Below are 23070 nucleotides of genomic sequence, written 5' to 3'. Positions count from 1 at the left end.
ATGTCCACTCAACAATTTCACTCCAATATTCACGACAACGGTGTGGCAGAGCTGGTGATCGACCGTGCTCCCGTCAATGCCCTGAATGCCGCTGGCTGGAACGGCCTGGCCCAGGAAATCGAGGCGCTGGGTCAACGCCCTGACGTGCGCGTTATCGTCATTCGTGCCGAAAACCGTGGCTTCTGCGCGGGTGTGGACATCAAGGAGCTGGCGACCAACGACAAGCTCATCATCGACGTGAACGCAGGCAACTACGCCACGTTCAAGGCCGTGCATCTGAACAAGGTACCTGTGATTGCGGCCGTGCACGGCTTTGTGCTGGGCGGCGGCATCGGTATCTGCGGGGCATCGGACATCGTGATCGCGGCCGAAGACGCCACTTTCGGTCTGCCCGAGGTGGACCGAGGAGCCATGGGCGGCGCCGCCCATCTGCAGCGCATGTTCGGCGTGCAAAAGACCCGCTATCTTTTCTTCACGGGCGAGATGATCGCTGCGGCAGAAGCCCTGCGCCTGGGGGCCATCGAGCGTGTAGTTCCCCGTGAGCAGTTGCGCGACGTCGCCATGGAGATCGCCAACAAGATTGCCGCCAAGAGTCCCGCCATGATCCGCATCGCCAAGGAAGCGCTGACCGGCATCGAAGACGGCAATCTGGAAGACAAATACCGCTGGGAGCAGGGCTTCACCCTGCAAGCCTATATGAGTCCCGATTCTGCCGAGACGCGCAGCGCCTTCGTGGAAAAGCGCGACGCCAAATTCTGAGCATCACTAGCGCGAAGAGGAGACAACCATGGATTTGACATACACCCCAGCGCAGAAGACCTTCCGTGCCCAGGTACGTGAATGGCTCAAGAGCAATGTGCCTGCGGAGCGACTGCAGAGCTACGACACCCGAGAGGGGTTCGAGCAGCACCGCCAGTGGGAAGCCAAGCTGGCCGACGCCGGCTACAGCGCCGTGACCTGGCCCAAGGACCTGGGAGGCAGCGGCTGCGATCTGACCGAATGGCTGATCTTTGAGGAAGAGTACTGGGCAGTCGATGCGCCAGCCCGCGTGAACCAGAACGGCATTCTGCTGCTGGGCTCAACGTTGATGGAATTCGGCACGCCCGAGCAGAAGGCCCGCTTTCTGCCCCGTATGGCGCGCTGCGACGATATGTGGGCCCAGGGTTGGTCCGAGCCCAACGCTGGCTCGGACATGGCGGCCATCAGCAGCCGCGCCATTCGCATGGGTGACAAATTCATTCTGAACGGTCAGAAAATCTGGTCTACCCGTGCGATTTTTGCCGATTGGGTGTTCGGCCTGTTTCGCAGCGACCCGACATCGAGCCGCCATCATGGCCTGAGCTACATACTGGTGCCCTTGAATACGCCCGGCATCACCGTGCGTCCCATTCGTGCCATCAATGGCCGAGAGCACTTTGCCGAAATCTTCTTCGACGATGTCGAAGTACCCGTGGAGAACCTGCTGGGTGCAGAAGGCAAGGGCTGGCATGTGGCGATGGCGACGGCCGGCTTCGAGCGCGGCCTGCTGCTGCGCTCTCCCGCCCGCTATCAGCGCAGTGCGCAGAAGCTGGTGGACCTGTATCTGCGCAATCAGGTCGATGCCGACCGCGACCACTCCATTCGCGACGCTGTTCTGCGTGCCTGGCAGGGGGCGGAGGCATACACGCTGTCTTCCTATCACACGGTAGGCCGTCTGAACAAGGGCGCACAGATTGGTGCCGAAGCCAGCACCAACAAGATTGTCTGGTCCGAGCTGGACATCATGATTCACGAAACCGCGATGCGCATTCTGGGCGCGCGTGCCGAACTCATCGATGACGCCGAGGCCAACGAATGGCTGGAAGGTTTCCTGTTCTCGCAGGCCGGTCCCATCTACGCGGGCAGCAACGAGATCCAGCGCAACATCATCGCTCAGCGCATGCTGGGCCTGCCCAAATCCTGATCGGCAGGGAGACAACCATGGACTTCACCTTTACCGAAGATCAAATCGCATTCCGTGACTCGATCAGCCGCTTTCTGATGACCGAGGCTGCCCCCGAGCTGCTGCGCGACATCTGGGAAACCCCGACCGGTCGCAGCCCCGAGCTGTGGGCCAAGATTGCAGAACAAGGCCTGATGGGGCTGTCCGCCCCGGAAGCCGATGGCGGCATGGGCATGGCCGATGTGGACTGGGCGCTGCTGCTGCAGGAAGTGGGCTATTACGCGCTGCCCGATTCCTTGACCGACACGGCCTATGTGGCCGTGGGCATGCTGAGTGCATTGCCGCAAGGACATGACAGCCGTGTCTGGCTGTCCAGGATTGCCGAAGGCAGCTGCCGCGTGGCCGTGGGCCATCCCGTCAACCTTAATGTGGCGGACGCCGCACTGGCCGATGTGCTGTTGCTGCCCCATGCCACGGCCACCGGCCTGGAACTGCACCTGGTCAGGCCCGCACAGTGCGAGATCACGGCGCTGAGCAGCATTGACTCCTCGCGTCGTCTGTCACGGGTAGGCTGGACGGCATCCGATGCCACCCGTTTGCTCGATGGAACTCAGGGCCAGAAGGTCTGGGACACTGCCGGCGAGCGCGGTGCACTCGCCGCAGCTGCCCAGATGCTGGGCCTGGCTCAGCGCATGCTGGACCTTTCGGTGGACTATGTGGCGCAGCGCAAGCAGTTCGACAAGGTCATCGGCAGCTTTCAGGCCGTGCAGCACCACCTGTCGGACATCGTCACCAAGATCGAGTTTGCCAAACCCGTGCTCTATCGTGCCTTCTATGCGCTGCAGCACGGCGAACCCGATCTGGCCGTGCGTATCTCGCACGCCAAGCTCCAGTGCAGCGAAGCGAGCTGGTTTGCGGCACGCAACAGTCTGCAGGTGCATGGCGCCATGGGTTACACCTGGGAAGTCGATCTGCAGATGTTCATGAAGCGCGCCTGGGTACTGGACGCTGCCTGGGGCGACAAGGCATACCATGCGGCCCGCCTGACTCAGGGCCTGCTGTGCAGTCCCAATGCCCCTGTGGGTCCCGGATCGACTTTTGATCGAGAAATCGATTCATGTGCCTCCTGCTTTGCGCAAGATGCCATCAAGAACATTGCTGAAGAGGTGGCTGCATGAGTGCCCAGGCCTATATCGTGGATGCGCTGCGTTCTCCTACCGGAAAGCGCAAGGGCTCTCTTGCCACCGTGCACGGTGCCGACCTCGGCGCCCATGTGATCAAAGCGCTGGTCGAGCGCAACGACATTCCCGCAGCCGATTACGACGACGTGATCTTTGGTTGCGTGGACACCATCGGTTCTCTGGCCGGTGATATTGCCCGCACCTCGTGGCTGGCAGCCGGTATGCCCATGAACGTTCCCGGCACCACGATCGACCGCCAGTGCGGCTCGTCCCAGCAAGCCATTCATTTTGCGGCCCAGGCCGTGATGAGCGGCACGCAGGACGTGGTGCTGGCCGGTGGCGTGCAGACCATGACCGCGATTCCCATCTCCTCGGCCATGCTCGCCGGTCAGCCCCTGGGCTTTACCACGCCGTTTGCCGAGAGCAAGGGCTGGCAGGCCCGTTTCGGCAACGCGCCCGTCAACCAGTTCTATGCCGCCCAGCGCATTGCCGATCACTGGGGTGTGAGTCGTGCCGATATGGAAGTGTTTGCCAAGCAAAGCCACGACCGCGCTTTGAATGCGATTGCCGAGGGCCGCTTCGACCGTGAAATCGTGCCGTTCGGCGATTTCAGGATGGACGAGACGGCCCGCCTTTCCACTCTGGAGAAGATGGCCACTCTGGAGCCGGTGGACCCCAGCTATCCCTCCATCACGGCAGCTGTCTCCAGCTCCACCTGCGATGCAGCGGCTGCGGTGCTGGTGGTGTCCGAAGCCGCTCTCAAGCGCTACAACCTCAAGCCACGCGCCCGCATTCACCATATGAGCGTGCGCGCCGATGACCCCATCTGGCACCTGACCGCTCCGATTGTCGCCACGGAGCATGCGCTCAAGAAGGCTGGCATGACCATGTCCGACATCGACCTGGTCGAGATCAACGAGGCCTTCGCTTCCGTGGTCATGGCCTGGCTCAAGGAGACCGGCTACGACCATGGCAGGACCAACGTCAACGGTGGCGCGATTGCGCTCGGTCATCCGCTAGGAGCCTCTGGCGCAAAGCTCATGACCACCCTGCTGCACGAGCTGGAGCGCACGGGTGGTCGCTATGGGCTGCAGACCATGTGCGAAGGTGGTGGTCAGGCCAACGTCACCATCATCGAACGTCTCTGAGGGCGCTCATGCAGGCACCGCAGTGCCTGCATCGCCCCGGATTTCAAGTGTGAGCACCTGGGCAAGTCGTCCAGAAAACCAGCGGAGACAAGGACATGCAAGACGACGCGACAGCCAGCGCCGGCCCCGCATCGGGTGCCTGACTGTCCGCACTCGGAACATGAATCCCGAACAACAAAAGGATGGAGACCATGGATACATTGAATCAAGGTGTGGATCGTCGCGGCTTTATTCAGGGCGCAGGTGCCGCAGCCGCCGCCGCGACCATGCCGGCAATGGCCGCACAGAAGAAAAATGAGGCGACTGCGGTGGATGGCTACGCCTGGGCAGAACAGATCCGCCGGGGCGATATCACGCCGCTGGAAGCGCTGGAAGCGGCGATTGCACGCACCGAGGCCTTGCCCAAGCTCAATGCAGTGGTCATCAAGGACTACGAGCTGGCACGTGATCAGGCCAGGCAGATGTCGGCTCTGGGCAGCGCTGCGCGTGCCGAAGCCACAGCCAGGGCGCCCATGTGGGGCGTGCCCTTTTTGCTCAAGGATCTGAACCAGTATCTGAAGGGAACGGTCACTACCAATGGCTGCCGCTTTTTCAAGGGAGCCGTGGCAGAGTATGACAGCACCCTGGTGGCACGCTACAAGGCGGCTGGTCTCAATATCTTCGGCAAGACGGCATCGCCCGAGTTCGGCCAGACGCCCACGACCGAGTCCTTGCTCTACGGCAAGTCGCCCAACCCCTGGAATGCTTCCCACACGACAGGCGGCTCCTCGGGTGGTGCGGCCTCGGTGGTTGCCGCAGGCATTGTGCCCGTGGCCCATGCCAGTGATGGAGGCGGATCCATCCGCATTCCCGCTTCGCACTGCGGCCTGTTTGGCCTCAAGCCCAGCCGTGGCCGTCTGCCTTCCGGTCCGGCCAATATGGAAGGCTGGATGGGCTTGTCCATGAACCATGTCATCAGTCGCAGCGTGCGCGACAGCGCTCACCTGCTCGATCTGACGCAGGGGCGTGAGCCCGGTTCGCGCACCGTGCCGCCGCGCGACGTGGAGGGCCGCTATCTGGACGCCCTCAAGCAGCCGCCCAAGAAGCTCAGGATTGCCGTCTGGTCCAAAAACTACTTTGGCATTCCCGTACATGCGGACTGTCAGGCTGCGGTGGACAAGGCCATCAAGGCCTGCCTGGCGCTGGGACATGAAATTGTGGAAGACATGCCGGAGTTGCCTGTGGCTGAGGTGTTCACGGGCCTGGGCGTGGTGACATCCGTGGGCATGATGGCCAGCATCCGTGCGCGCGAAAAGCTGCTCGGTCGCGCAGTGCGCCAGGATGAGCTAGAGCAGATGGACTGGCTGTATCTGGAAAAGGCCAAGTCCTATACCGCCGAGCAGATGCTGATGGCGCGTACCAACTTCGATACGGCCGGCCAGATTCTGGACCGCTTCTTTCTGAAGTACGACCTGATTCTGACCCCCGTGATGGCCGTGCCGCCACCGCTGTTGGGTGTGCTGACGCTGGACCAGCCTTATGACTCATTCGCGCGCGAAGCCGTCAAGGCGTCGCCCTATACCGCGCTTTTCAATATGACAGGCCAGCCCGCCATGTCTGTGCCCATGCACTGGACCAGTGACAACTTGCCCGTGGGCGCGCACTTCGCTGCACCGTTTGGCCGCGAAGGGCGCCTGTTGGCGCTGGCCGCGCAGCTGGAGCAAGCCGCTGCCTGGGCACATCGTCAGCCTGATCTGTCGGTTTTCAAAGCGTAATTTCAAAAAGGCAGACGGCCATGCGCTTGTCTGCATTGCAAGCAAAAGGGGAAAGAAATGGGTATTTGCAACCAGAGAACCGTCGTCATCACCGGTGCAGGCGGTGGCCTGGGCCGCGCTTATGCGCTGGCCTTCGCGCAAGAGGGTGCAAATGTGGTGATCAACGACATCCGTGCCGAAGCCGCTCAGGCCGTGGCCGAGGAAGTCAGGGCCGCTGGCGGCAAGGCCCTGGCCAACACGGGTGACATCACCACCGTTGCCGGAGCGCAATCGATTCTCGATGCGGCACTGGCCGCCTTTGGCGATGTGCAGGTCATCGTCAACAACGCCGGCGTGCTGCGTGACCGCATGTTCCTGAGCCTGTCCGAAGAGGACTGGGATATGGTCATGCGCGTGCATCTGCGCGGACATTTCTGCATGGCCAAGGTGTTTGGCAGCTACTGGCGCGATCAGAAGAAGGCCGGCAAGGACGTGGATGCGCGCATCATCAACACCAGCTCCGGCGCGGGCCTGCAAGGCTCCATCGGTCAGAGCAACTATGCCGCAGCCAAGGCCGGCATCGCCGGTCTGACTCTGGTGCAGGCTGCGGAGCTGGCGCGCTACGGCATCACTGCCAACTGTCTGGCACCTGCTGCTCGCACCTCCATGACCGAAGGCGCCATGCCCGATATGGTCAAGAAGCCCGAATCCGGCTTTGATGTGTGGGACCCCATGAACGTGGCCTCCATCGTCGTCTGGCTGGGCAGCAGCCAGTCCAGGCATGTGACGGGCCGCTGCTTTGAAGCCAAGGGCGGCGAGCTGTCCGTGGCCGACGGCTGGTTCACCGGCAAGGTCAATGACAAGCAGGCGCGCTGGGAGCCTGCCGAGCTGTCTGGTGTGGTCGATCGGCTGATCGCCGAGGGCAAGGCTCCTCAGAAGGTCTACGGGACCTAAGCAAAAGAAACAGCCGGGTCGTGGGGCCTGGCCTTCCCATTCGATGAAGAACTCAGGACGCGAGCCATCATGGATTTAAGTCTGAACCAAGAACAAAAAATGATCGCCGAAAGCGCGGCGGTGTTTCTGCAGGAAAAAAGCAGCACGGCGCAGGTGCGCAAAGTCTCAGAAACAGAAGGGGGCCTGGACCGCGCTCTGTGGCAGGAAGTGGTGGACATGGGCTGGTGCAGAGTGGCCCTGCCCGAAGCCGCAGGCGGCATGGGCCTGGGCTGGCGCGAGCTGGTGCTGCTGCAAGAGCAGATGGGCTACCACCTGGCCTGCGTGCCGTTTTTTGATGCTGTTGTCGCCGTCACTCCACTGTGGCAGGCGCTGAGTCAGACCGAGCAGGGCTTGCCCGTGGTGGAGCGCCTGGCGGCCTCGGGCCAGATCTGCGTGCTGGGCATGACGGTGCGCGGCGAGCTGCCTGCTGCCGCGACGGTGACGCCTGAAGGCGATACGCTGGTGCTGAACGGCCAGTGGAATCAAGTGGGCTCGGGCTCGCACGCCGATGTGTTTTTGCTGCCCGCCACGCTGCCTTGCGGGTCGCTGGGCCTGCTGGAAGTGTCCGCCAAGGCTGAAGGCCTGAGCGTGCAGGCGCTGACGACGGTAGATGCCACGCGCAGCAGCGCCAATGTGGCTGCCGTGAATGTAAACCTGACTGGCGCTGCCGTTCTGGTGCATGGCGACGCGCTCAAAAAACTGTGGGCTCAGACCCGCAATCTGGCGGCGATTGGCTTGGCCGCCGAGCAGGTGGGTGTGGCCGATCGCTCGCTGAATCTGGCGGTGGATTACACCAAGGAGCGTCAGCAGTTTGGAAAAGCCGTGGGCAGCTTCCAAGGCGTCAAGCACCGTGCAGCGCAGATTTTGGTGAAGGTGGAGACGGCCAGATCAGCCGTCTATGCTGCAGCTTTCATAGCTGATACCACTGGTGATGCAAGCGATCTGACGTATTTTTCAGCGCAAGCCCGCACAGATGCGACGGAGGCTGCTCTCTTTTCCTCGCGTGAAAGCATTCAGTTGCACGGCGGCGTGGGCTTTACCTGGGAGTTCGATCCGCATCTGTTCTTTCGCCGCGCGCAGGCATCCAGCCAGCGCATGGGCACGGTGGAGCAGTGGCGCGAGCTGGTGGCTGCGCGTTTGTTGGACGAGAGCGTGACGGAGGCAGCATGAAGATGCAGGAGTCGGAAATCAATGAAGCCTTTCGCGCTGAAGTGCGTGAATGGATGGCGCAACATCTGACAGGGCGGTTCGCCCCGCTCAAGCATGCCAGCGGTCTGGGTGCGGAGGGGTATGACGCGCAACTGGCCAAGGAGTGGGAGCAGGAGCTGGCCAAGGGCGGCTGGACAGGGCTGGGCTGGGAGGCCCGGTATGGCGGCCGTAACGCCCCGCTGGCCCAGCAAGTCATCTTCCACGAGGAGTATGTGCGCTGCGGTGGCCCAGGCCGTATCGGCCATATCGGCGAGACCCTGCTGGCCCCTACGCTGATGGCCTTTGGCACGGCCGAGCAGAAACTGCGCTTCCTGCCAGGCATTCTGGCCGGCACCGACTATTGGGCTCAGGGCTACTCCGAGCCCGGCGCGGGCTCCGACCTGGCCGGCATCCGTACCAGGGCCCGCCGCGATGCGGACACGGGTGAATGGGTGATCCATGGCCAGAAAGTCTGGACCTCCTGGGCCCATGAGTCCGAATGGGTGTTTGTACTGGCTCGCACCGATGAGGCCGCAGCGGCAGAGGTCAGCGCGCGCCATGCCGGCATGGTGCTGCTGCTGGTGCCTATCAGGCAGCCGGGCGTGGAAGTGCGTCCGATCCGCCAGATCACCGGCACCTCGGAGTTCAATGAAGTCTTCTTCGACGGGGCACGCACCGAAGGCACCTTGCACCTGGGTCCCGTGGGCGATGGCTGGAAGGTCGCCATGTATCTGCTGGGCTGCGAGCGCGGTGCCTCCACGCTGGGTCAGCAGGCGCATTTCCGTCATGAGCTGGACCTGATCATCGCCCTGGCCAAGCGCAACGGCACGGCCCGCGACCCGCTGATCCGTCAGCGCCTGGCCAAGGCCGATATGGGCCTGCAGACTCTGCGCGCCCATGCGCTGCGCTCCAGCGATGAGAGCACGCCCTTGCGTGTGGCTTCCGTCTCCAAATACGCATGGTCCAACTGGCACCGTGATCTGGGCGAGCTGGCCATGGATGTGCTTGGCGAGCAGGGCGAGCTGGTGCTCAAGGAGCCTGCGCTTGCTGCCCTGCAGCAACTGTGGCTGGTCAGCCGCGCCGACACCATCTACGCCGGCACCAACGAGATTCAGATGAACCTCATGGCCGAGCGTGCGCTGGGCATGCCGCGCTGAATCCAGCTGCTTGGAGTGCTCGTCTTTGTGCGGGTGATGACTCTGATTGGTTGACGTAAAGCTGCCGTAAATCAAGGGTTGACCCCTGGAGGTTTACGGCGTCTTTGCGTTTGAAATGTCGGTCCAGCGACACTAGGGAATGACCTATCGTCCAAAGTGACGATGCTGCAGCGCAGCGGGAGCCGGAAGATCAGGGTAACTACCTTCTGAATGACAAATGACTAGCGCTCCCTCCTACGTTGCTCCCCACGGCCTGCTCAAAGGCAAAACTGTGCTCGTTACCGCTGCTGCTGGCGCCGGTATCGGCTTTTCAGCTGCAAAACGAGCAGCAGAGGAGGGCTGCAAGGCCTTGTTCATCTCCGATGTGCATGAGCGCCGGCTGGCCGAAGCCGTGGAGCAGATCAAAAAGGACACGGGTTTGACCCAGGTCTTTGGCAAGCTCTGCGATGTGAGCAAGGAAGAACAGGTTCAGGCGCTGATCTCCGAAGCCGACAGCGCCATGGGCGGGATCGATGTGCTGATCAATAACGCCGGTCTGGGCACCAGCTGCAAGGTCGTCGACATGGGCGATGACGAGTGGAACAAGGTCATCGACATCACGCTGACCGGCACCTTCCGCATGACGCGCGCAGCGCTCAAGCTGATGCAGCCACGCGGCAAGGGCGTGATCGTCAACAACGCCTCGGTGCTGGGCTGGCGCGCTCAGACCGAGCAGGCGCACTACGCCGCCGCCAAGGCAGGCGTGATGGCCCTCACACGCTGCTCGGCGCTGGAAGCGGCCGAATTCGGCATCCGCATCAACGCCGTGGCCCCTTCCATCGCCATTCACGCCTTCCTCAAGAAGTCCGCCTCTGAAGAGCTGCTGGCCAAGCTGTCCGAGAAGGAAGCCTTCGGCCGTGGTGCCGAGCCCTGGGAAGTGGCCAACGTGATGATCTTCCTGGCCAGCGACTACTCCTCGTACATGACGGGTGAAGTGGTGTCCGTCAGCTCGCAGAGGGCCTGAGCATGAATGCAGTCGCAGACAAGATGCTGTTTGACTCGGCAGCCTCGGTGCAGGCATCGGTGGGACGTCAGCTGGGCGAGACCGAATGGGTGCAGATCACGCAGGAGCGCATCAATCAGTTTGCCGATGCCACGGGCGATCACCAATGGATTCATGTGGACCCCGAGCAGGCCAGGAGCGGCCCGTTCGGCGCCTGCGTGGCCCATGGATATCTGACGCTGTCGCTGGCCAATCTGTTTTTGCCTCAGCTGGTCAGCTATCAGGGGCTGAAGATGGGCGTCAACTATGGCTGCGAGAAGGTGCGTTTTCCGGCGCCGGTGCTGGTGAACAGCTTCGTGCGTGGCAGTGGCGAGGTGGTGGCGGCGACCCCGATCGGGGCAGACGGTGTACAGGTCACGATCCGGATCACCGTACAGGTCAAGAATCAGGATAAACCCGGCTGTGTGGTTGAAACCATCAGCAGGCTGTTCTTTATCCCGGAAAATTGAGGGTGTGCAAGCGCCTGCTTCGGTGGACGTTTGCATTTTTTGTGAGGAGGGACGAGCCGCCAGCAGAGTGGCCGACCTCGATACGGCAGCAAAAGCTGCCCAGGGCGCGACGACAAGAAAGTTAGGAGACAAAGACATGAAAGACGCAGTCATCGTTTCGACGGCACGTACCCCCATAGGCAAGGCTTACCGTGGTGCCTTCAACGACACCGAAGCTCCGGTGCTGGGCGGACACGTCATTCGCGCGGCGCTCAACAAGGTGAGTGTGGCTGGTGCGGATGTGGATGATGTCATTTTGGGCATTGCCGCGCAGCAGGGCACGCAGGGCTACAACCTGGGGCGTCTGTGCGGCTATACCGCCGGCCTGCCGGAATCCGTGGGCGGCATGGTGATCGACCGCATGTGTGCATCGGGCCTGATGAGCATTGCCACGGCTGCCAAGGGTGTCATGACCGGCGAGATGAATATCGCCGTGGCCGGAGGCCTGGAGTCCATCTCCCTGGTACAGAACAAGTACAAGAATTCGTACCGAGCCCAGTCGAAGGCGGTGCTGGCCGCAGAGCCCACAGCCTACATCCAGATGATAGAGACGGCCGAGCTGGTCAGTCAGCGCTACGGCATCAGTCGTGAAGCCCAGGACGAGTACTCGCTGCGCAGCCAGCAGCGCGTGGCCGCTGCACAGCAGCGTGGTCTGTTCGACGATGAAATCGTGCCGCTGACCACGGTCAAGCAGCTGTTTGACAAGGAAGGCAATGTCACCGGCAGCGAGGAAGTCACGCTGACCCGCGACGAGGGCAATCGTGCCGACACCACGCTGGAGAGTCTGGCCAAGCTCAAGCCTGTATGGAAGAACGGCCAATGGGTGGAGCAAGGCCAGTTCATCACGGCCGGCAATGCCTCCCAGCTGTCCGACGGTGCCAGCGCCTGTGTGGTGATGAGCGCTGATGAAGCTCACAGTCGCGGCCTTGCGGCACTGGGCACTTATCGCGGTGTGGCCGTGGCAGGCTGCCGTGCCGATGAAATGGGGATCGGTCCCGTCTATGCCATCCCCAAGCTGCTCAAGCAGCATGGGCTGACGGTTGGCGACATCGGCCTGTGGGAAATCAACGAGGCATTTGCCTGCCAGGTGATCTACAGCCGCGACAAGCTGGGCATTCCCGATGAGCGCCTGAACGTCAACGGCGGCGCGATCTCCATCGGCCACCCCTTTGGCATGTCGGGCGCCCGTCTGGTGGGTCACGCCCTGCTGGAGGGGCGTCGCCGTGGCGTGCGGTTCGTGGTGGTGAGCATGTGTATCGGCGGCGGCATGGGCGCTGCCGGCCTGTTTGAGCTGAACTGATCCGATCTGTCTGCAACCAACCTTCAACCAAGGAGTTGAACATGATGGACAGCGCTTTCGCCAAGATGGGCTTTTCCACCTACACGCCGAGCTCCATCGCTTGCGTGATCAAGGATGTGCCCATATTCGACACCCCGGCCCCCGTGCGCGCATCGGCCGATGCGCCCTTCGTGAGTGCCGAGCAGTTCAGCTCGCTGATCAGTCAGCTCTATGAAGCTGCCATGGACCCAGAAGGCTGGAAGCCTTTTCTGGAGACCCTGCGTCTGCAACTGGGCGGCAATTACGCTTCGCTCATAGTGCGCCCCGGCTCCGCCGACGATGTGGGGCTGATCGTCTCGGCCGCAGGCGACCGCCGCGATCTGATGCCGAACTGTCCCAAGATCAGCATGAGCCCGTTTCGCAGCATGCCTACCGACCGCATCGTGACGGTGGGGGATGTGATGCCCGAGTCCGAGTGGCGCGCTTCAAGCTACTACAACGACTGGTGCAAGCAACTGCAGGTGTTTCACGTGATGGCTGCCGACATCGTCACCAAGGACCGCTGCGTCTACGGTCTGCGCATCACGCGGCCCGAAGGGGCTCCGGCCTTCAACAAGCAGGAGCGTGCCTTCGGCTCCATGATGCTGCCTCACATCAAGCGTGCGCTGAATCTGCATCTGTCGGTGAACCAGGACCGTCAGGTCATCTCCCTCTACAGCAAGGCCACGGCCCAGCTGATGGTGGGGGTGGTCATCCTCGATCAGAACGGCAATGTGCTGGAGTGCAATCCCGCTGCGGCCAGCATCCTGGACATGCAGGACGGCCTGAAGATCTCCGGCGGCATGCTGGAGGCCAACTACGCCAACGACAACCGCAAGCTGCAGCGCCTGATCAAGGATGCGCTCATGCATACCCAGGTCTCGCGCCTGTCGATGACCGAAGGCATGTCGGTCAGCCGCCAGTCCGGCCAGCTCAACTGGGGCGTGGTGGTGCAAAGCATCTCGCCCGACGAGTGGACCGAGGGCAAGCAGCGCCCCAGTGTCGCCGTCTTTGTACGCGACACCGGCGGCAAGGCCGACCCACCCCTGAAGCTGGCTCAGCAGCTGTTCCAGCTGACGCCGGCCGAGACCTCGCTGGCCATCCAGCTGGCCAACGGCCTGTCGCTGGAGGAGGCCGCCGAAGCGCTCAATATCCGCCGCAATACGGCGCGAGCCCATCTGCGCTCCATCTTCTCCAAGACAGGAGTGCGCCGCCAGACCGAGCTGGTGCGCATCTTCCTCAACAGCGTGGCCTGGCTGGGCAACAAGTGAAGGCGGTTGGTGGAGATAAAAAGCGGGCTTCGGCCCGTTTTTTGCATTTGGAGCAGAGCCGGGCAGTCTGCCTTCAATCATGACCGTGCAAAAACACCTCGCGCAGCAGGTCGATGGGAGGCCTGGTTCAGGCTGCTTGCGTGCAGCTTGTCCGTGCAGGATGGTCCTGTTGTCTCGCTGGCTTGCTTCTCGCATATTCCATCCACGCAAGTTCAATCGTTTGAAAACAAGCTGGCGGTCGCGGCGCGAATTCCAGCCAGCCACAGCAAGATTACCCCCGACCCTCACTGGAGAATCCAAGGCAGAATGACGGGGCGCGGGGGGAGTATTCGGTGTTCCTACGGAAGAAAGCACCTGCCTGGCTAAACGGAAGAAATGTGACCGGCTCGCTCAAATAAAGCAACGACATGAAACTATTTCGCAAGCCTGCTTTTGATCACTTCAACTTCATTTCTCGTGTGCCCTATGCAATGCTCGTGGTGGGAGGAATTATTGCGCTGTCGATGACAGCGATCTGTACCGTAGTCCTCTATCAGAGTCGACTGGATGCAATGGAGCATGCGATAGAGACATCGCGCAATGTGGCGCTTCTTGCTGAAAATGATGTGGTGCGGAACTTCGAGCTCTATGCACTGTCGTTGCAAGCCGTGGTCGATGGACTCAACGATTCCGAAGTGATGGCCGCTTCGCCGCATGTGCGTAATGCGGCCTTGTTCGACAAGGCCGCAACTGCGAGCTATCTGGGATCCATCCTGGTTCTTGACGCAGACGGAAAAATTGCCCTCAATGCAGCGGCCGAGAATTCGGCGAACGGGCATTACTCGGATTATGACTTTTTCAAGGTGCACAAAGAAAGCCCAAGCATCGGGCTCTACGTGGGAGACCCTTATTCATCCATGCTGCATGGCGGCTCCCTGAGCATTCCTCTGAGCCGTCGGATTTCCCATGCGGACGGCTCTTTCGCCGGCATTGTGCTGATTGATGTTCAGCTGGAGTACTTTCAGAAACTGTTTTCTGCGCTTTCGCTGGGCAAACACGGATCGCTGGCCTTGATAAGGAAAGATGGCGCCATGATGATGCGGCAGCCCTTCGATGCAAAAGTCATCGGGCGCAATATCCGCAATGCAAGCACGTTCCAGCAGTTCATGTCGGCACCCGAAGGAAGCTTTTCGGATACCTCTTACCTTGATGGCACCCAGCGGGCGTATTACTTCAAGAATCTGCCCAGCTTGCCATTCATCATCATGGTGGCCAAGGCGCATTCCGATATTTACGCGGTCTGGCGACAGAGAGCCTTGCTGATTACCTCGGTCATGGGAGCGCTCACCATGGCTTTCATCGGCCTGTCCTTCGCGTTCGGAGTGCAACTCAAGCGCCGCATGCGCGCAGAGTCCGAACTGGCGCTGCTGGCGCGTACCGATGGCCTGACCGGCCTGAACAACCGCCGCAAGCTCGACGAGATCATCGAGTACGAGTGGCACAGGGCCAAAAGAAGTCACAGCGCCTTCTCGCTGCTGTTCGTGGATATCGACTGGTTCAAGGCCTACAACGACACCTACGGGCATCAGGCCGGGGATGCGGTTCTGGCTACCGTGGCCAGATGCATTGCCAACAATATCCGACGCCCCGAGGACAGTGCGGCCCGCTATGGGGGGGAGGAATTCATCGTGGTGCTGCCGGACACGACCCTGGATGGAGGTGCGCTGATTGCGGAGAACATCCGGGAGGCGGTCTTTGAACTTGCGATTGCGCACACCGGAAGCGAGTTCGGCTGCATCACGGTCAGCATTGGCTGTGCGGCCTGGGTGCCGGGCAAGGATCTGGACATGCAGGAGGTGCTGCGTGCGGCCGACAAGGCGCTGTATGGCGCCAAGATGACCGGGCGCAACAAGGTCACTCTCTCCAGCATGCCCGCAGCATAGTGGCGTGCCCCGCAGACTGATAATTAATGATAGCTAGTACCGTATGATTTATATGAGTTTCGATATCAAAAGTATCTGAAATTCAATAAGCAAAGGCGGTAGAGGCTATATTTTATATAGCGCATGTTCTGCGCCGGGGTTCAGGCGCAGGCCCCGCTATCGCGCAGCGCTGCAATATCTGCCCTGGCATAGCCCAGGGATGCGAGCACGGCATCGGTGTCCTGCCCGATCCTGGTTCCCGGTGTGGGGCTGCGCGTGGGGGTGCGTGAAAAGCGTGGAGCCGGTGAGGGCTGGCGCTGGGTGCTGCCGTCCACTTCCAGATCGATGAACAGATTGCGCTGGGCGTTGTGCGGGTGAGCGGGTGCCTCAGCCAGACTCAGTACCGGGGCAAAGCAGACATCGCTGCCTTCGAGCTCTTCGCACCACTGTGCCTGCGTCTTCCTGCACACGATTGCTGCCACGCGGGCCTTGACTTCGGGCCAGTCGCAGCTTTGGTACTGGCGCTTGGGATCGACATCGGTCAGGCCCAGCTTTTGCAGCTGCAAGGCATAGAACTGCGGCTCGATGGCGCCCAGGGTGATGTGCTTGCCATCTGCGCACTCGAACACTTCATAGAAGGGTGAGGTGTTGAGAAAGTGATTCTGCGCGGGATCGTCCTTCCAGTAGCCCATGGCGCCGCGCATCTGGTGCATCAGGCCACTCATGGCGGTCACTCCGTCGATCATGGCCGCGTCCACCACCTGACCCCTGCCGGACTTTCGCGCCTCGTGCATGGCGCACATGATGCCGAACAGCAGGAACATGGCTCCGCCCGCCATATCGCCCACGATGGTCGGTGGCAGCACGGGAGCCTGTCCGGGACGCATGGAGGTGGACATCACGCCCGTCAGCGCCACATAGTTGATGTCATGACCGGCGGCCTGGGACAGCGGGCCGGTCTGGCCCCAGCCGGTGACACGGCCAAAGACCAGCCGGGGCGCGCGGCGGGCTACTTCCTCGGGGCTGAAGCCCAGGCGCTCCATCACGCCGGGCCTGAAGCCTTCGATGAGTGCATCGGCAGACTCGATCAGCTTCCATGCGGCGGCGCGTCCGGCCTCGGACTTGAGGTCCAGCGCGATGGACTTCTTGCCCCGGTTCTGCGCCATGCGCGGGTAGCGGGATGCCGCCGCATGGTCGGCGCTGCGCTCAATGAGAATCACGTCGGCGCCCATGTCGGCCAGCATCATGCCGGCAAAGGGGGCAGGGCCTATGCCTGCAAATTCGAGGACGCGCATTCCGCTCAAAGGCCCCAGGTTCTGGTTCTGGGACGGGTTTTCTGTGCTCAAGTCGGTCTCCTGTTGGGTGTCTGACTTTTCCATCTTGTGGATCCTGCCGGTTTTGGACCCGTCCGTTTGGAGTATGTCCGGGGTGCAAGCCGGGCCAGCACGAGGCATTCCATATAAAAGGAGTGCAAGACATGTTCAGGCTGGACGGGAAAGTGGCGCTGGTCAGCGGCGGCGGGCGCGGCATGGGGTTCGGTATCGCGCAGGCGCTTGCCGTGCAGGGCGCGCATGTGGTGGTGAACGACTTTCATCAGAGCCGCGCCGAGAGTGCTGCACGTCAACTGCGCGAAGCGGGATTGAAGGCATCGGCCCAGGCGGCGGATCTGACGGACCGCGCCGCCATCTTTGCCATGGTCGAGCGCATCCAGGCCGAGCTTGGCGTGGTCGATATCTTTGTGCACAACGCCGGCATTCCGGCCCAGGGCTGGGGCTATACACCGTTTCTGCAGTCGCCCGAGTCCGAGTCCGAGTCCGAGTGGAACGCCTGGCTGCAGCTCAATCTGCACGGGCTGATGCATGCCTGCCAGGCGCTGCTGCCCGCCATGCAGCAAAAGGGCTGGGGGCGCATCGTGGCCATCAACTCCGATGCAGCGCGCACGGCCACGGGCATGGGTCTATGTGCCTATGGCGCGGCCAAGGCGGCAGCGGTTGGCTTCATCCGCAATCTCTCGGGCGAAGTGGGCCCGCACGGCGTGACGGCCAACGCTGTGTCGCTGGGCACCATGAACAACTGGGAAGGCTCGCAGAAGATCGCCAGAAAAGGCACTTCCGTGGGCCGGGCCGGATCGCCCCAGGATGTGGGTGCGGCCGTGAGCTATCTGGCATCGACCGAAGGGCAATGGGTCAACGGCCGGGTGCTGCCGGTCAACGGCGGTGGTCTGGTGGCCAGAGCCCGCCAGCCTTGCCCGACAGCCCCGCCCGACAGCCTTGCGGTGGTGAAAGCCGGAAGGCTTTTTTGTCACTCAAGAGACCGCGAGCTGTGGCACCGAGGGCGGCAAAGCCCCCGCTGGGGGCATTGTCGCGGCCCAAACCGGCTTTCGCGTCCGCAGAGGCAAGCCATGTGCCGCCAGGGGCGGTTGCGGCCGGTTTTTCTCATAGTCTGCCCCTAGTCTGAATCAGGTAGGTTGGAGCAAAAGCCGTATGGCAATCTGAAAAAGAACTCGATAACAACCTGGTGATGTGAGGAAAGCAGATGGAGGCATTGATCTTCGACCATGTCCGTACCCCCCGAGGCAAGGGCAAGCCGGATGGAGCGCTGCATGAGGTGACGCCGGTCTGGCTGGCAGCGCAGCCGCTGGTGGCGCTGCGTGAGCGCAATCGGCTCGATACGGCGGTGGTGGACGATGTGGTCATGGGCTGTGTGGTGCCCGTGGGCGAGCAGGGCGGCAATGTGGGCCGCATGGCGGTGCTGCAGGCCGACTATGCGCAAAGCGTGGCCGGCGTGCAGCTCAATCGCTACTGCGGCTCGGGCCTGGAGGCGGTGAGCTTTGCCGCGGCCAAGGTGATGGCGGGCCAGGCCGATATGGCCATCGGTGCCGGCGTGGAGATGATGTCCCGAGTGCCCATGGGCTCGGACGGTGGTGCCTGGGCCCAGGACCCGCAGCTGGCCAGCAAGACCTATTTCGTGATGCAGGGCATCTCGGCCGATCTGCTGGCATCGCTGCGTGGCCACAGCCGCCGTGATCTGGACGCGTACTCGGCTGAAAGCCATCGTCGTGCGGCCACGGCCTGGGCTGAAGGTCGCTTCGACAGGTCTGTCGTGCCTGTCAAGGACTTCCTGGGCATGACGCTGCTGGAAAAGGACGAGACCATTCGTGCCGGGACCTCGGTGGAGTCGCTGGCGACACTCAAGCCAGCGTTCACCGAGATGGGCCAGAAATACGGCTACGACAGCGTGGCGCTGCAGCGCTATCCGCAGGTCGAGCAGATTCACCATCATCACCATGCCGGCAACAGCTCGGGCATTGTCGACGGTGCGGCTGCCGTGCTGATAGGCACGGCCGAGGCTGGTGCCAGGCAGGGCCTGAAGCCCAGGGCCCGCATCCGCGCCTTTGCCAGCATCGGCTCCGAGCCGACCTTGATGCTGGACGGCCCGGCCCTTGCCGCACGCAAGGCCTTGGCCCGGGCGCGGATGCAGGCTTCCGACATCGATCTGTGGGAGCTCAACGAGGCCTTTGCCACGGTGGTGCTGACCATGATGGAGGAGCTGGACATTCCCCATGAGCGCATGAACGTCAACGGCGGAGCGATTGCCATGGGCCACCCGCTGGGTGCGACGGGCGCCATGATTCTGGGCACGGTGCTGGACGAGCTGGAGCGCACCGGCAAGCGCACGGCGCTGATCAGCCTGTGCGTTGCGGCGGGCATGGGCTCGGCCATGATCATCGAACGCGTGTGAATGAGGGAGCACAAGTCATGACAACAGAAATCATTCGCTACGCCGTCGATGAGGATGGCATTGCCACGCTGACGCTGGATTACCCCGGCAAGACCATGAATGTGATCGACCAGGCCTTCATGGACAGCCTGCAGGCCTGTATTGAACGCATGCAAGGCGACGACCGGGTGCGCGGCGGCATCATCACCTCGGGCAAGGACAGCTTTGTCGCGGGGGCCGACCTGATGGGCATGGAGGCCAATATCGACGCCATGGCGGACATGCCCATCCAGGAGCTGTTCGCCTCCTGCGCATCGCTGTCCAGGCTGCTGCGCAAACTGGAGAGCCTGGGCAAGCCGCTGGTGGCGGCCATCAACGGAATGGCATTGGGAGGCGGCTATGAAATCTGCCTGGCCTGCCACCACCGCATTGCCGCCGATGCCCCCACGGTCATGCTCGGCCTGCCCGAGGCGCAAGTGGGCTTGCTGCCCGGCGCCGGCGGCACCCAGCGCCTGCCGCGCATGATCGGCATTCTGGCCGCCATGCCTTTTCTGATGGAAGGCAAGCAGCTGCAGGCCGTGAAGGCCAGGGAAGCGGGTCTGGTGGACGAGGTGGTGGCTCCCGAGCAGTTGCTGGGCGCTGCCAAGGCCTGGCTGCTGGCCAGTCCCACGGCGGTGCAGCCCTGGGATGTGAAAGGCTTTCGCATTCCCGGCGGCGGCCCGCTGGATGCGCGCGTGGCCCCGGCTTTCGTGGTGGGCAACACCCTGCTGCAGGCCAAGACCTTTCACAATATGCCGGCGCCGCTGTGCATTCAAAGCTGCATCTACGAAGGCTGCCAGCTGCCCATCGACAAGGGCCTGCGCATCGAGAGCAAGTACATGGCCACGCTGTCGCGCAGCCCCGTGGCGCGCGGCATGATCCGTACGCTCTTCGTCAACAAGACCAAGGCCGAAAAAGGCATGCACCGTCCTGCAGGCTTCGAGCCCTTCAAATGCCGCAAGCTGGGTCTGATTGGCGCAGGCATGATGGGCGCGGGCATTGCCTTGGTGGCAGCCCAGCGCGGTATCCAGGTGGTGCTGATAGACCGGGATCAGGCCGCTGCGGACAAGGGAAAGCGCTACTCCGAGAAGGTGCTGGCCAAACAGGTGGACAAGGGCCGCCAGACGCGTGAGAAGGCCGATGCCATTTTGGCGCGCATTATGCCCGGCACCGACTACGAGCTGCTGCGCGATGCCGATATGGTGGTCGAAGCCGTGTTCGAAGACCGTGCCGTCAAGGCCGAAGTGACCCGCAAGCTGGACGCCGTGCTGCCGCCTGGCTGCGTGCTGGCCAGCAATACCTCGGCCCTGCCCATCAGCCTGCTGGCGCAGGCGAGCGACAGGCCCGATCGCTTCATCGGTCTGCATTTCTTCTCGCCGGCCGACAAGATGCCGCTGGTGGAAGTCATTCGCGGCAAGCAGACATCGGATGCCACGCTGGCGCAGGCCCTGGACTTCGTGGCTCAGCTCAAAAAGACGCCCATTGTCGTCAACGACAAGTGCGGCTTTTTCACCAGCCGCTTCATCGGCGCGTTTGTGGATGACGCCATCGGCATGGTGGCCGAAGGCATTGCCCCTGCATTGATAGAGAACTGTGCAAAACATGCGGGCATGCCCGTGGGGCCGCTGGCGATTACCGATGAGCTGTCGATTGATCTGTCCAAGCATGCGGGCGAATCCCAGGCCAAGGAGTTCCCAGAGGAGTACCGGCCCGGTCGCTCCGTGCCGGTAATCGGCAAGCTGTTCGAGCTGGGCCGCCTGGGCCGCAAGGTGGGCAAGGGCTTCTATGACTACGACCCCAGTGAGGGTGGCAGCGGCAAGCGCATCTGGCCGGGCCTGGCCGGGCATTACCCGCTCAAAGCCCTGCAGCCCAGCGCGCACGACCTCAAGCAGCGCATTCTCTATGTGCAGGCCGTCGAAGGGGCGCGTGCCATGGAGGAGGGCGTGCTGCTGGCACCGGCCGACGGCGACATCGGCTCGATTCTGGGCGTGGGCTTTCCGGCCTACACAGGCGGCCCGTTCTGCTTTATCGACGGCATAGGTCTGCCGCAGTTCGTGGCCGAGGCCGACCGTCTGGCCGATCTGTTCGGCGAGCAACTGCGCCCGCCGCAGCTGCTGCGCGATATGGCGGCCAGGGGGCAGACCTTCTACGGCAAGAGCGCAAGAGCCTGACAAGAGCACCAACGTGCCGCAAGGGGCGGGCCAGGGCTCGCCCCAGGTGCAGACACTCATCCGATAAATACATCAATGGAGACAAGCCATGGATGAAGTCTTCGATTACATCGTCATAGGCGCGGGCTCGGCGGGCGGCACACTGGCTGCGCGGCTGAGCGAGAACCGACAGCACAAGGTCCTGCTGCTCGAAGGCGGCGCGAGCCACAAGGATTTGCTGGTTTCCATGCCTTCGGGCTGGGGCCAGATGATCAACAGTCCCCGGTATTCCTGGGGGCACGAAACAGAGCCCGAGCAGTACGCCGCCAAGCGCCGCATCAGCCTGCCGCGAGGCAAGCGCCTGGGGGGCTCATCCTCCATCAACGGCATGATCTATGTGCGCGGCGATCGGGCGGACTTCGACAGCTGGGCTGAGCAAGGGGCCAAGGGCTGGAGCTATGACGAGTTGCTGCCCTACTTTGTGCGCACCGAAGATCAGCAGCGCAGCGAACAGGAATTCACCCGGCCCTGGCACGGGCGCGGCGGGCCACTGACGGCCAACAATCTGCACAACCCACATCCGGTATCGCTGGCCATGGTGCAGGCTGCCATTCAAGCCGGCATGCCCGCCTGCAAGGATTTCAACAACGGCCACCCCGACGGGGCAGGGCTGTTTCAGGTCAATCTCAAGAATGGTCAGCGCTCGTCGGTGGCCAGGAACGCCATCGAGCCCGCCATGCTGCGGCGCAATCTGGATGTGCGCATGCAGGTGCTGGTCACCCGCATAGGTCTGGACGGGCTGCGCGCCAGCACAGTGCACTGGAAGGACCAAGCCGGTGCAAGCCACTCAGCCTGTGCAGGCAAGGAAGTGCTGCTGTGTGCAGGGGCCCTGCAGTCGCCCCAGTTGCTGATGCTTTCGGGCATCGGCCCGGCAGCGCACCTGCAGGAGATGGGGATCGAGGTCAAGGTGGATCTGCCCGGAGTGGGCGCCAATCTGCAGGACCATGCGATTGTCCCCATGTCCTGGCGCATGAAGGCCGGCACGCCCAGCCTCAACCGCTCGCTGCGCGGCCTGGGTATTGGCGCTTCGCTCATTCAGTACCTGCTGACCAGGCAGGGCGCGATGGCCATGCCGGCCTCGGAGTTTGCCGCCTGGTTCAGCAGCGATGCGAGCCTGCCCTACAACGACATCCAGATTCACGGCCTGCCCGTGACCGGCGATATCGAGGGCTATATGCGGGGCGGCAGGAACTACCGCACCGAAGCCTTCCCCGGCATGACGATGGCACCCTATCAGGTGCGGCCCTATTCACGCGGCCAGCTCAGGCTCAGAAGCCGCCATCCCGAGGAACTGGCCAGCATTCGCATGAACTTTCTGCATGACGAGCGTGACCGCAAGGCGTTGCTCCATGGAGTACGCATGGCCAGCACGATTGCCCGCCAGAGCGCGCTGGCCGGTCTGATCGAAACGCAGACGCGCCCGGCACCTGGCCTGCAAAGCGATGAGGAGCTGCTGGACTGGATCTCCATGTACATGGGCTCGGGCCACCACGCCAGCGGCAGCTGCCGCATGGGCCATGCCGCCGATCCGCGAAGCGTGGTCACGCCAGACCTGCGGGTCAAGGGCGTGCAGGGGCTGCGTGTGATCGATGCCTCGGTCATGCCGCATCTGGTGTCGGGCAACACGAATGCTGCATCGGTGGTGATTGGCGACAAGGGCGCAGATCTGGTGCTGGGCCTGGCGCCGCCCGCTGCAAGGCAGTGGAGTGTGGCTGCGGTGCTACCGGATGTCGCAGCCGCCGCCGCCGTGGTTTGAGCGT

At 62.6% G+C, this 23070-nt stretch carries 18 protein-coding genes; 17 read left to right on the top strand and 1 reads right to left on the bottom strand.

What is annotated here, in order from left to right:
- From QYQ99_RS05355 to QYQ99_RS05295, 13 genes are all read left to right on the top strand, one after another.
- Complete coding sequence (locus tag QYQ99_RS05355) at positions 1–759, top strand: enoyl-CoA hydratase family protein (protein WP_302091747.1); 759 nt, start codon at positions 1–3, stop codon at positions 757–759.
- A gap of 28 nt (positions 760–787) precedes the next feature.
- Positions 788–1942: an acyl-CoA dehydrogenase family protein gene (locus QYQ99_RS05350; protein WP_302091746.1), complete on the top strand. Its 1155-nt coding sequence runs from the start codon at positions 788–790 to the stop codon at positions 1940–1942.
- 17 nt (positions 1943–1959) lie between these two features.
- Positions 1960–3099, top strand: a complete 1140-nt coding sequence (locus QYQ99_RS05345; protein WP_302091745.1) for an acyl-CoA dehydrogenase family protein — start codon at positions 1960–1962, stop codon at positions 3097–3099.
- Positions 3096–4250, top strand: coding sequence for an acetyl-CoA C-acetyltransferase (locus tag QYQ99_RS05340; protein WP_302091744.1), 1155 nt, complete (start codon positions 3096–3098; stop codon positions 4248–4250). The genes QYQ99_RS05345 and QYQ99_RS05340 overlap by 4 nt, the downstream gene beginning before the upstream one ends.
- A 191-nt stretch (positions 4251–4441) precedes the next feature.
- Positions 4442–6004, top strand: coding sequence for an amidase (locus tag QYQ99_RS05335; protein WP_302091743.1), 1563 nt, complete (start codon positions 4442–4444; stop codon positions 6002–6004).
- 57 nt (positions 6005–6061) lie between these two features.
- A complete protein-coding gene (locus QYQ99_RS05330) occupies positions 6062–6937 on the top strand; it encodes an SDR family oxidoreductase (protein ID WP_302091742.1) in 876 nt (291 codons plus the stop codon).
- Between the two features lie 99 nt (positions 6938–7036).
- Entirely contained in the window at positions 7037–8146 is a 1110-nt protein-coding gene (locus tag QYQ99_RS05325) for an acyl-CoA dehydrogenase family protein (protein ID WP_302091741.1), read from the top strand.
- A complete protein-coding gene (locus tag QYQ99_RS05320) occupies positions 8143–9321 on the top strand; it encodes an acyl-CoA dehydrogenase family protein (protein ID WP_302091740.1) in 1179 nt (392 codons plus the stop codon). Before QYQ99_RS05325 ends, QYQ99_RS05320 begins: the two co-directional genes overlap by 4 nt.
- Positions 9322–9538: 217 nt before the next feature.
- Positions 9539–10324 carry an SDR family oxidoreductase gene (locus QYQ99_RS05315; RefSeq protein ID WP_302091739.1) on the top strand — a complete coding sequence of 262 codons (786 nt, stop codon included), beginning with the start codon at positions 9539–9541 and terminating at the stop codon, positions 10322–10324.
- 2 nt (positions 10325–10326) lie between these two features.
- Positions 10327–10812: a MaoC family dehydratase gene (locus QYQ99_RS05310; RefSeq protein ID WP_302091738.1), complete on the top strand. Its 486-nt coding sequence runs from the start codon at positions 10327–10329 to the stop codon at positions 10810–10812.
- A gap of 136 nt (positions 10813–10948) precedes the next feature.
- Positions 10949–12151 (top strand): acetyl-CoA C-acyltransferase, encoded by a 1203-nt coding sequence (locus QYQ99_RS05305; protein WP_302091737.1) that lies wholly within the window; start codon positions 10949–10951, stop codon positions 12149–12151.
- Between the two features lie 41 nt (positions 12152–12192).
- Positions 12193–13440, top strand: a complete 1248-nt coding sequence (locus QYQ99_RS05300; RefSeq protein ID WP_302091736.1) for a LuxR C-terminal-related transcriptional regulator — start codon at positions 12193–12195, stop codon at positions 13438–13440.
- 470 nt (positions 13441–13910) lie between these two features.
- Positions 13911–15362 (top strand): sensor domain-containing diguanylate cyclase, encoded by a 1452-nt coding sequence (locus QYQ99_RS05295; protein WP_302093118.1) that lies wholly within the window; start codon positions 13911–13913, stop codon positions 15360–15362.
- 140 nt (positions 15363–15502) lie between these two features.
- Here QYQ99_RS05295 and QYQ99_RS05290 read toward each other — a convergent pair whose 3' ends face one another.
- A complete protein-coding gene (locus tag QYQ99_RS05290; protein WP_302093117.1) occupies positions 15503–16636 on the bottom strand; it encodes a CaiB/BaiF CoA transferase family protein in 1134 nt (377 codons plus the stop codon).
- Between the two features lie 182 nt (positions 16637–16818).
- On the opposite strand from QYQ99_RS05290, the gene QYQ99_RS05285 reads away from it, so the two are divergent.
- The 4 genes from QYQ99_RS05285 to QYQ99_RS05270 all read left to right on the top strand — a co-directional run bounded on the left by QYQ99_RS05285 (position 16819) and on the right by QYQ99_RS05270 (position 23066).
- On the top strand, positions 16819–17793 hold the full coding sequence (locus QYQ99_RS05285; protein WP_302091735.1) for an SDR family NAD(P)-dependent oxidoreductase: 975 nt from the start codon (positions 16819–16821) through the stop codon (positions 17791–17793).
- A gap of 83 nt (positions 17794–17876) precedes the next feature.
- Positions 17877–19082, top strand: coding sequence for an acetyl-CoA C-acetyltransferase (locus tag QYQ99_RS05280; protein WP_302091734.1), 1206 nt, complete (start codon positions 17877–17879; stop codon positions 19080–19082).
- A 17-nt stretch (positions 19083–19099) separates the two neighbouring features.
- Positions 19100–21271 carry a 3-hydroxyacyl-CoA dehydrogenase NAD-binding domain-containing protein gene (locus QYQ99_RS05275; protein WP_302091733.1) on the top strand — a complete coding sequence of 724 codons (2172 nt, stop codon included), beginning with the start codon at positions 19100–19102 and terminating at the stop codon, positions 21269–21271.
- Between the two features lie 88 nt (positions 21272–21359).
- Complete coding sequence (locus QYQ99_RS05270) at positions 21360–23066, top strand: GMC family oxidoreductase (RefSeq protein ID WP_302091732.1); 1707 nt, start codon at positions 21360–21362, stop codon at positions 23064–23066.
- Positions 23067–23070: the final 4 nt, after the last annotated feature.

Origin of the sequence: Comamonas testosteroni (assembly GCF_030505195.1) — a bacterium.
GTDB classification, from domain to species: domain Bacteria; phylum Pseudomonadota; class Gammaproteobacteria; order Burkholderiales; family Burkholderiaceae_C; genus Comamonas; species Comamonas testosteroni_G.
The sequence above is the reverse complement of the archived record's forward strand: the minus strand, read 5'-3'. Positions and strand labels throughout refer to the sequence as shown.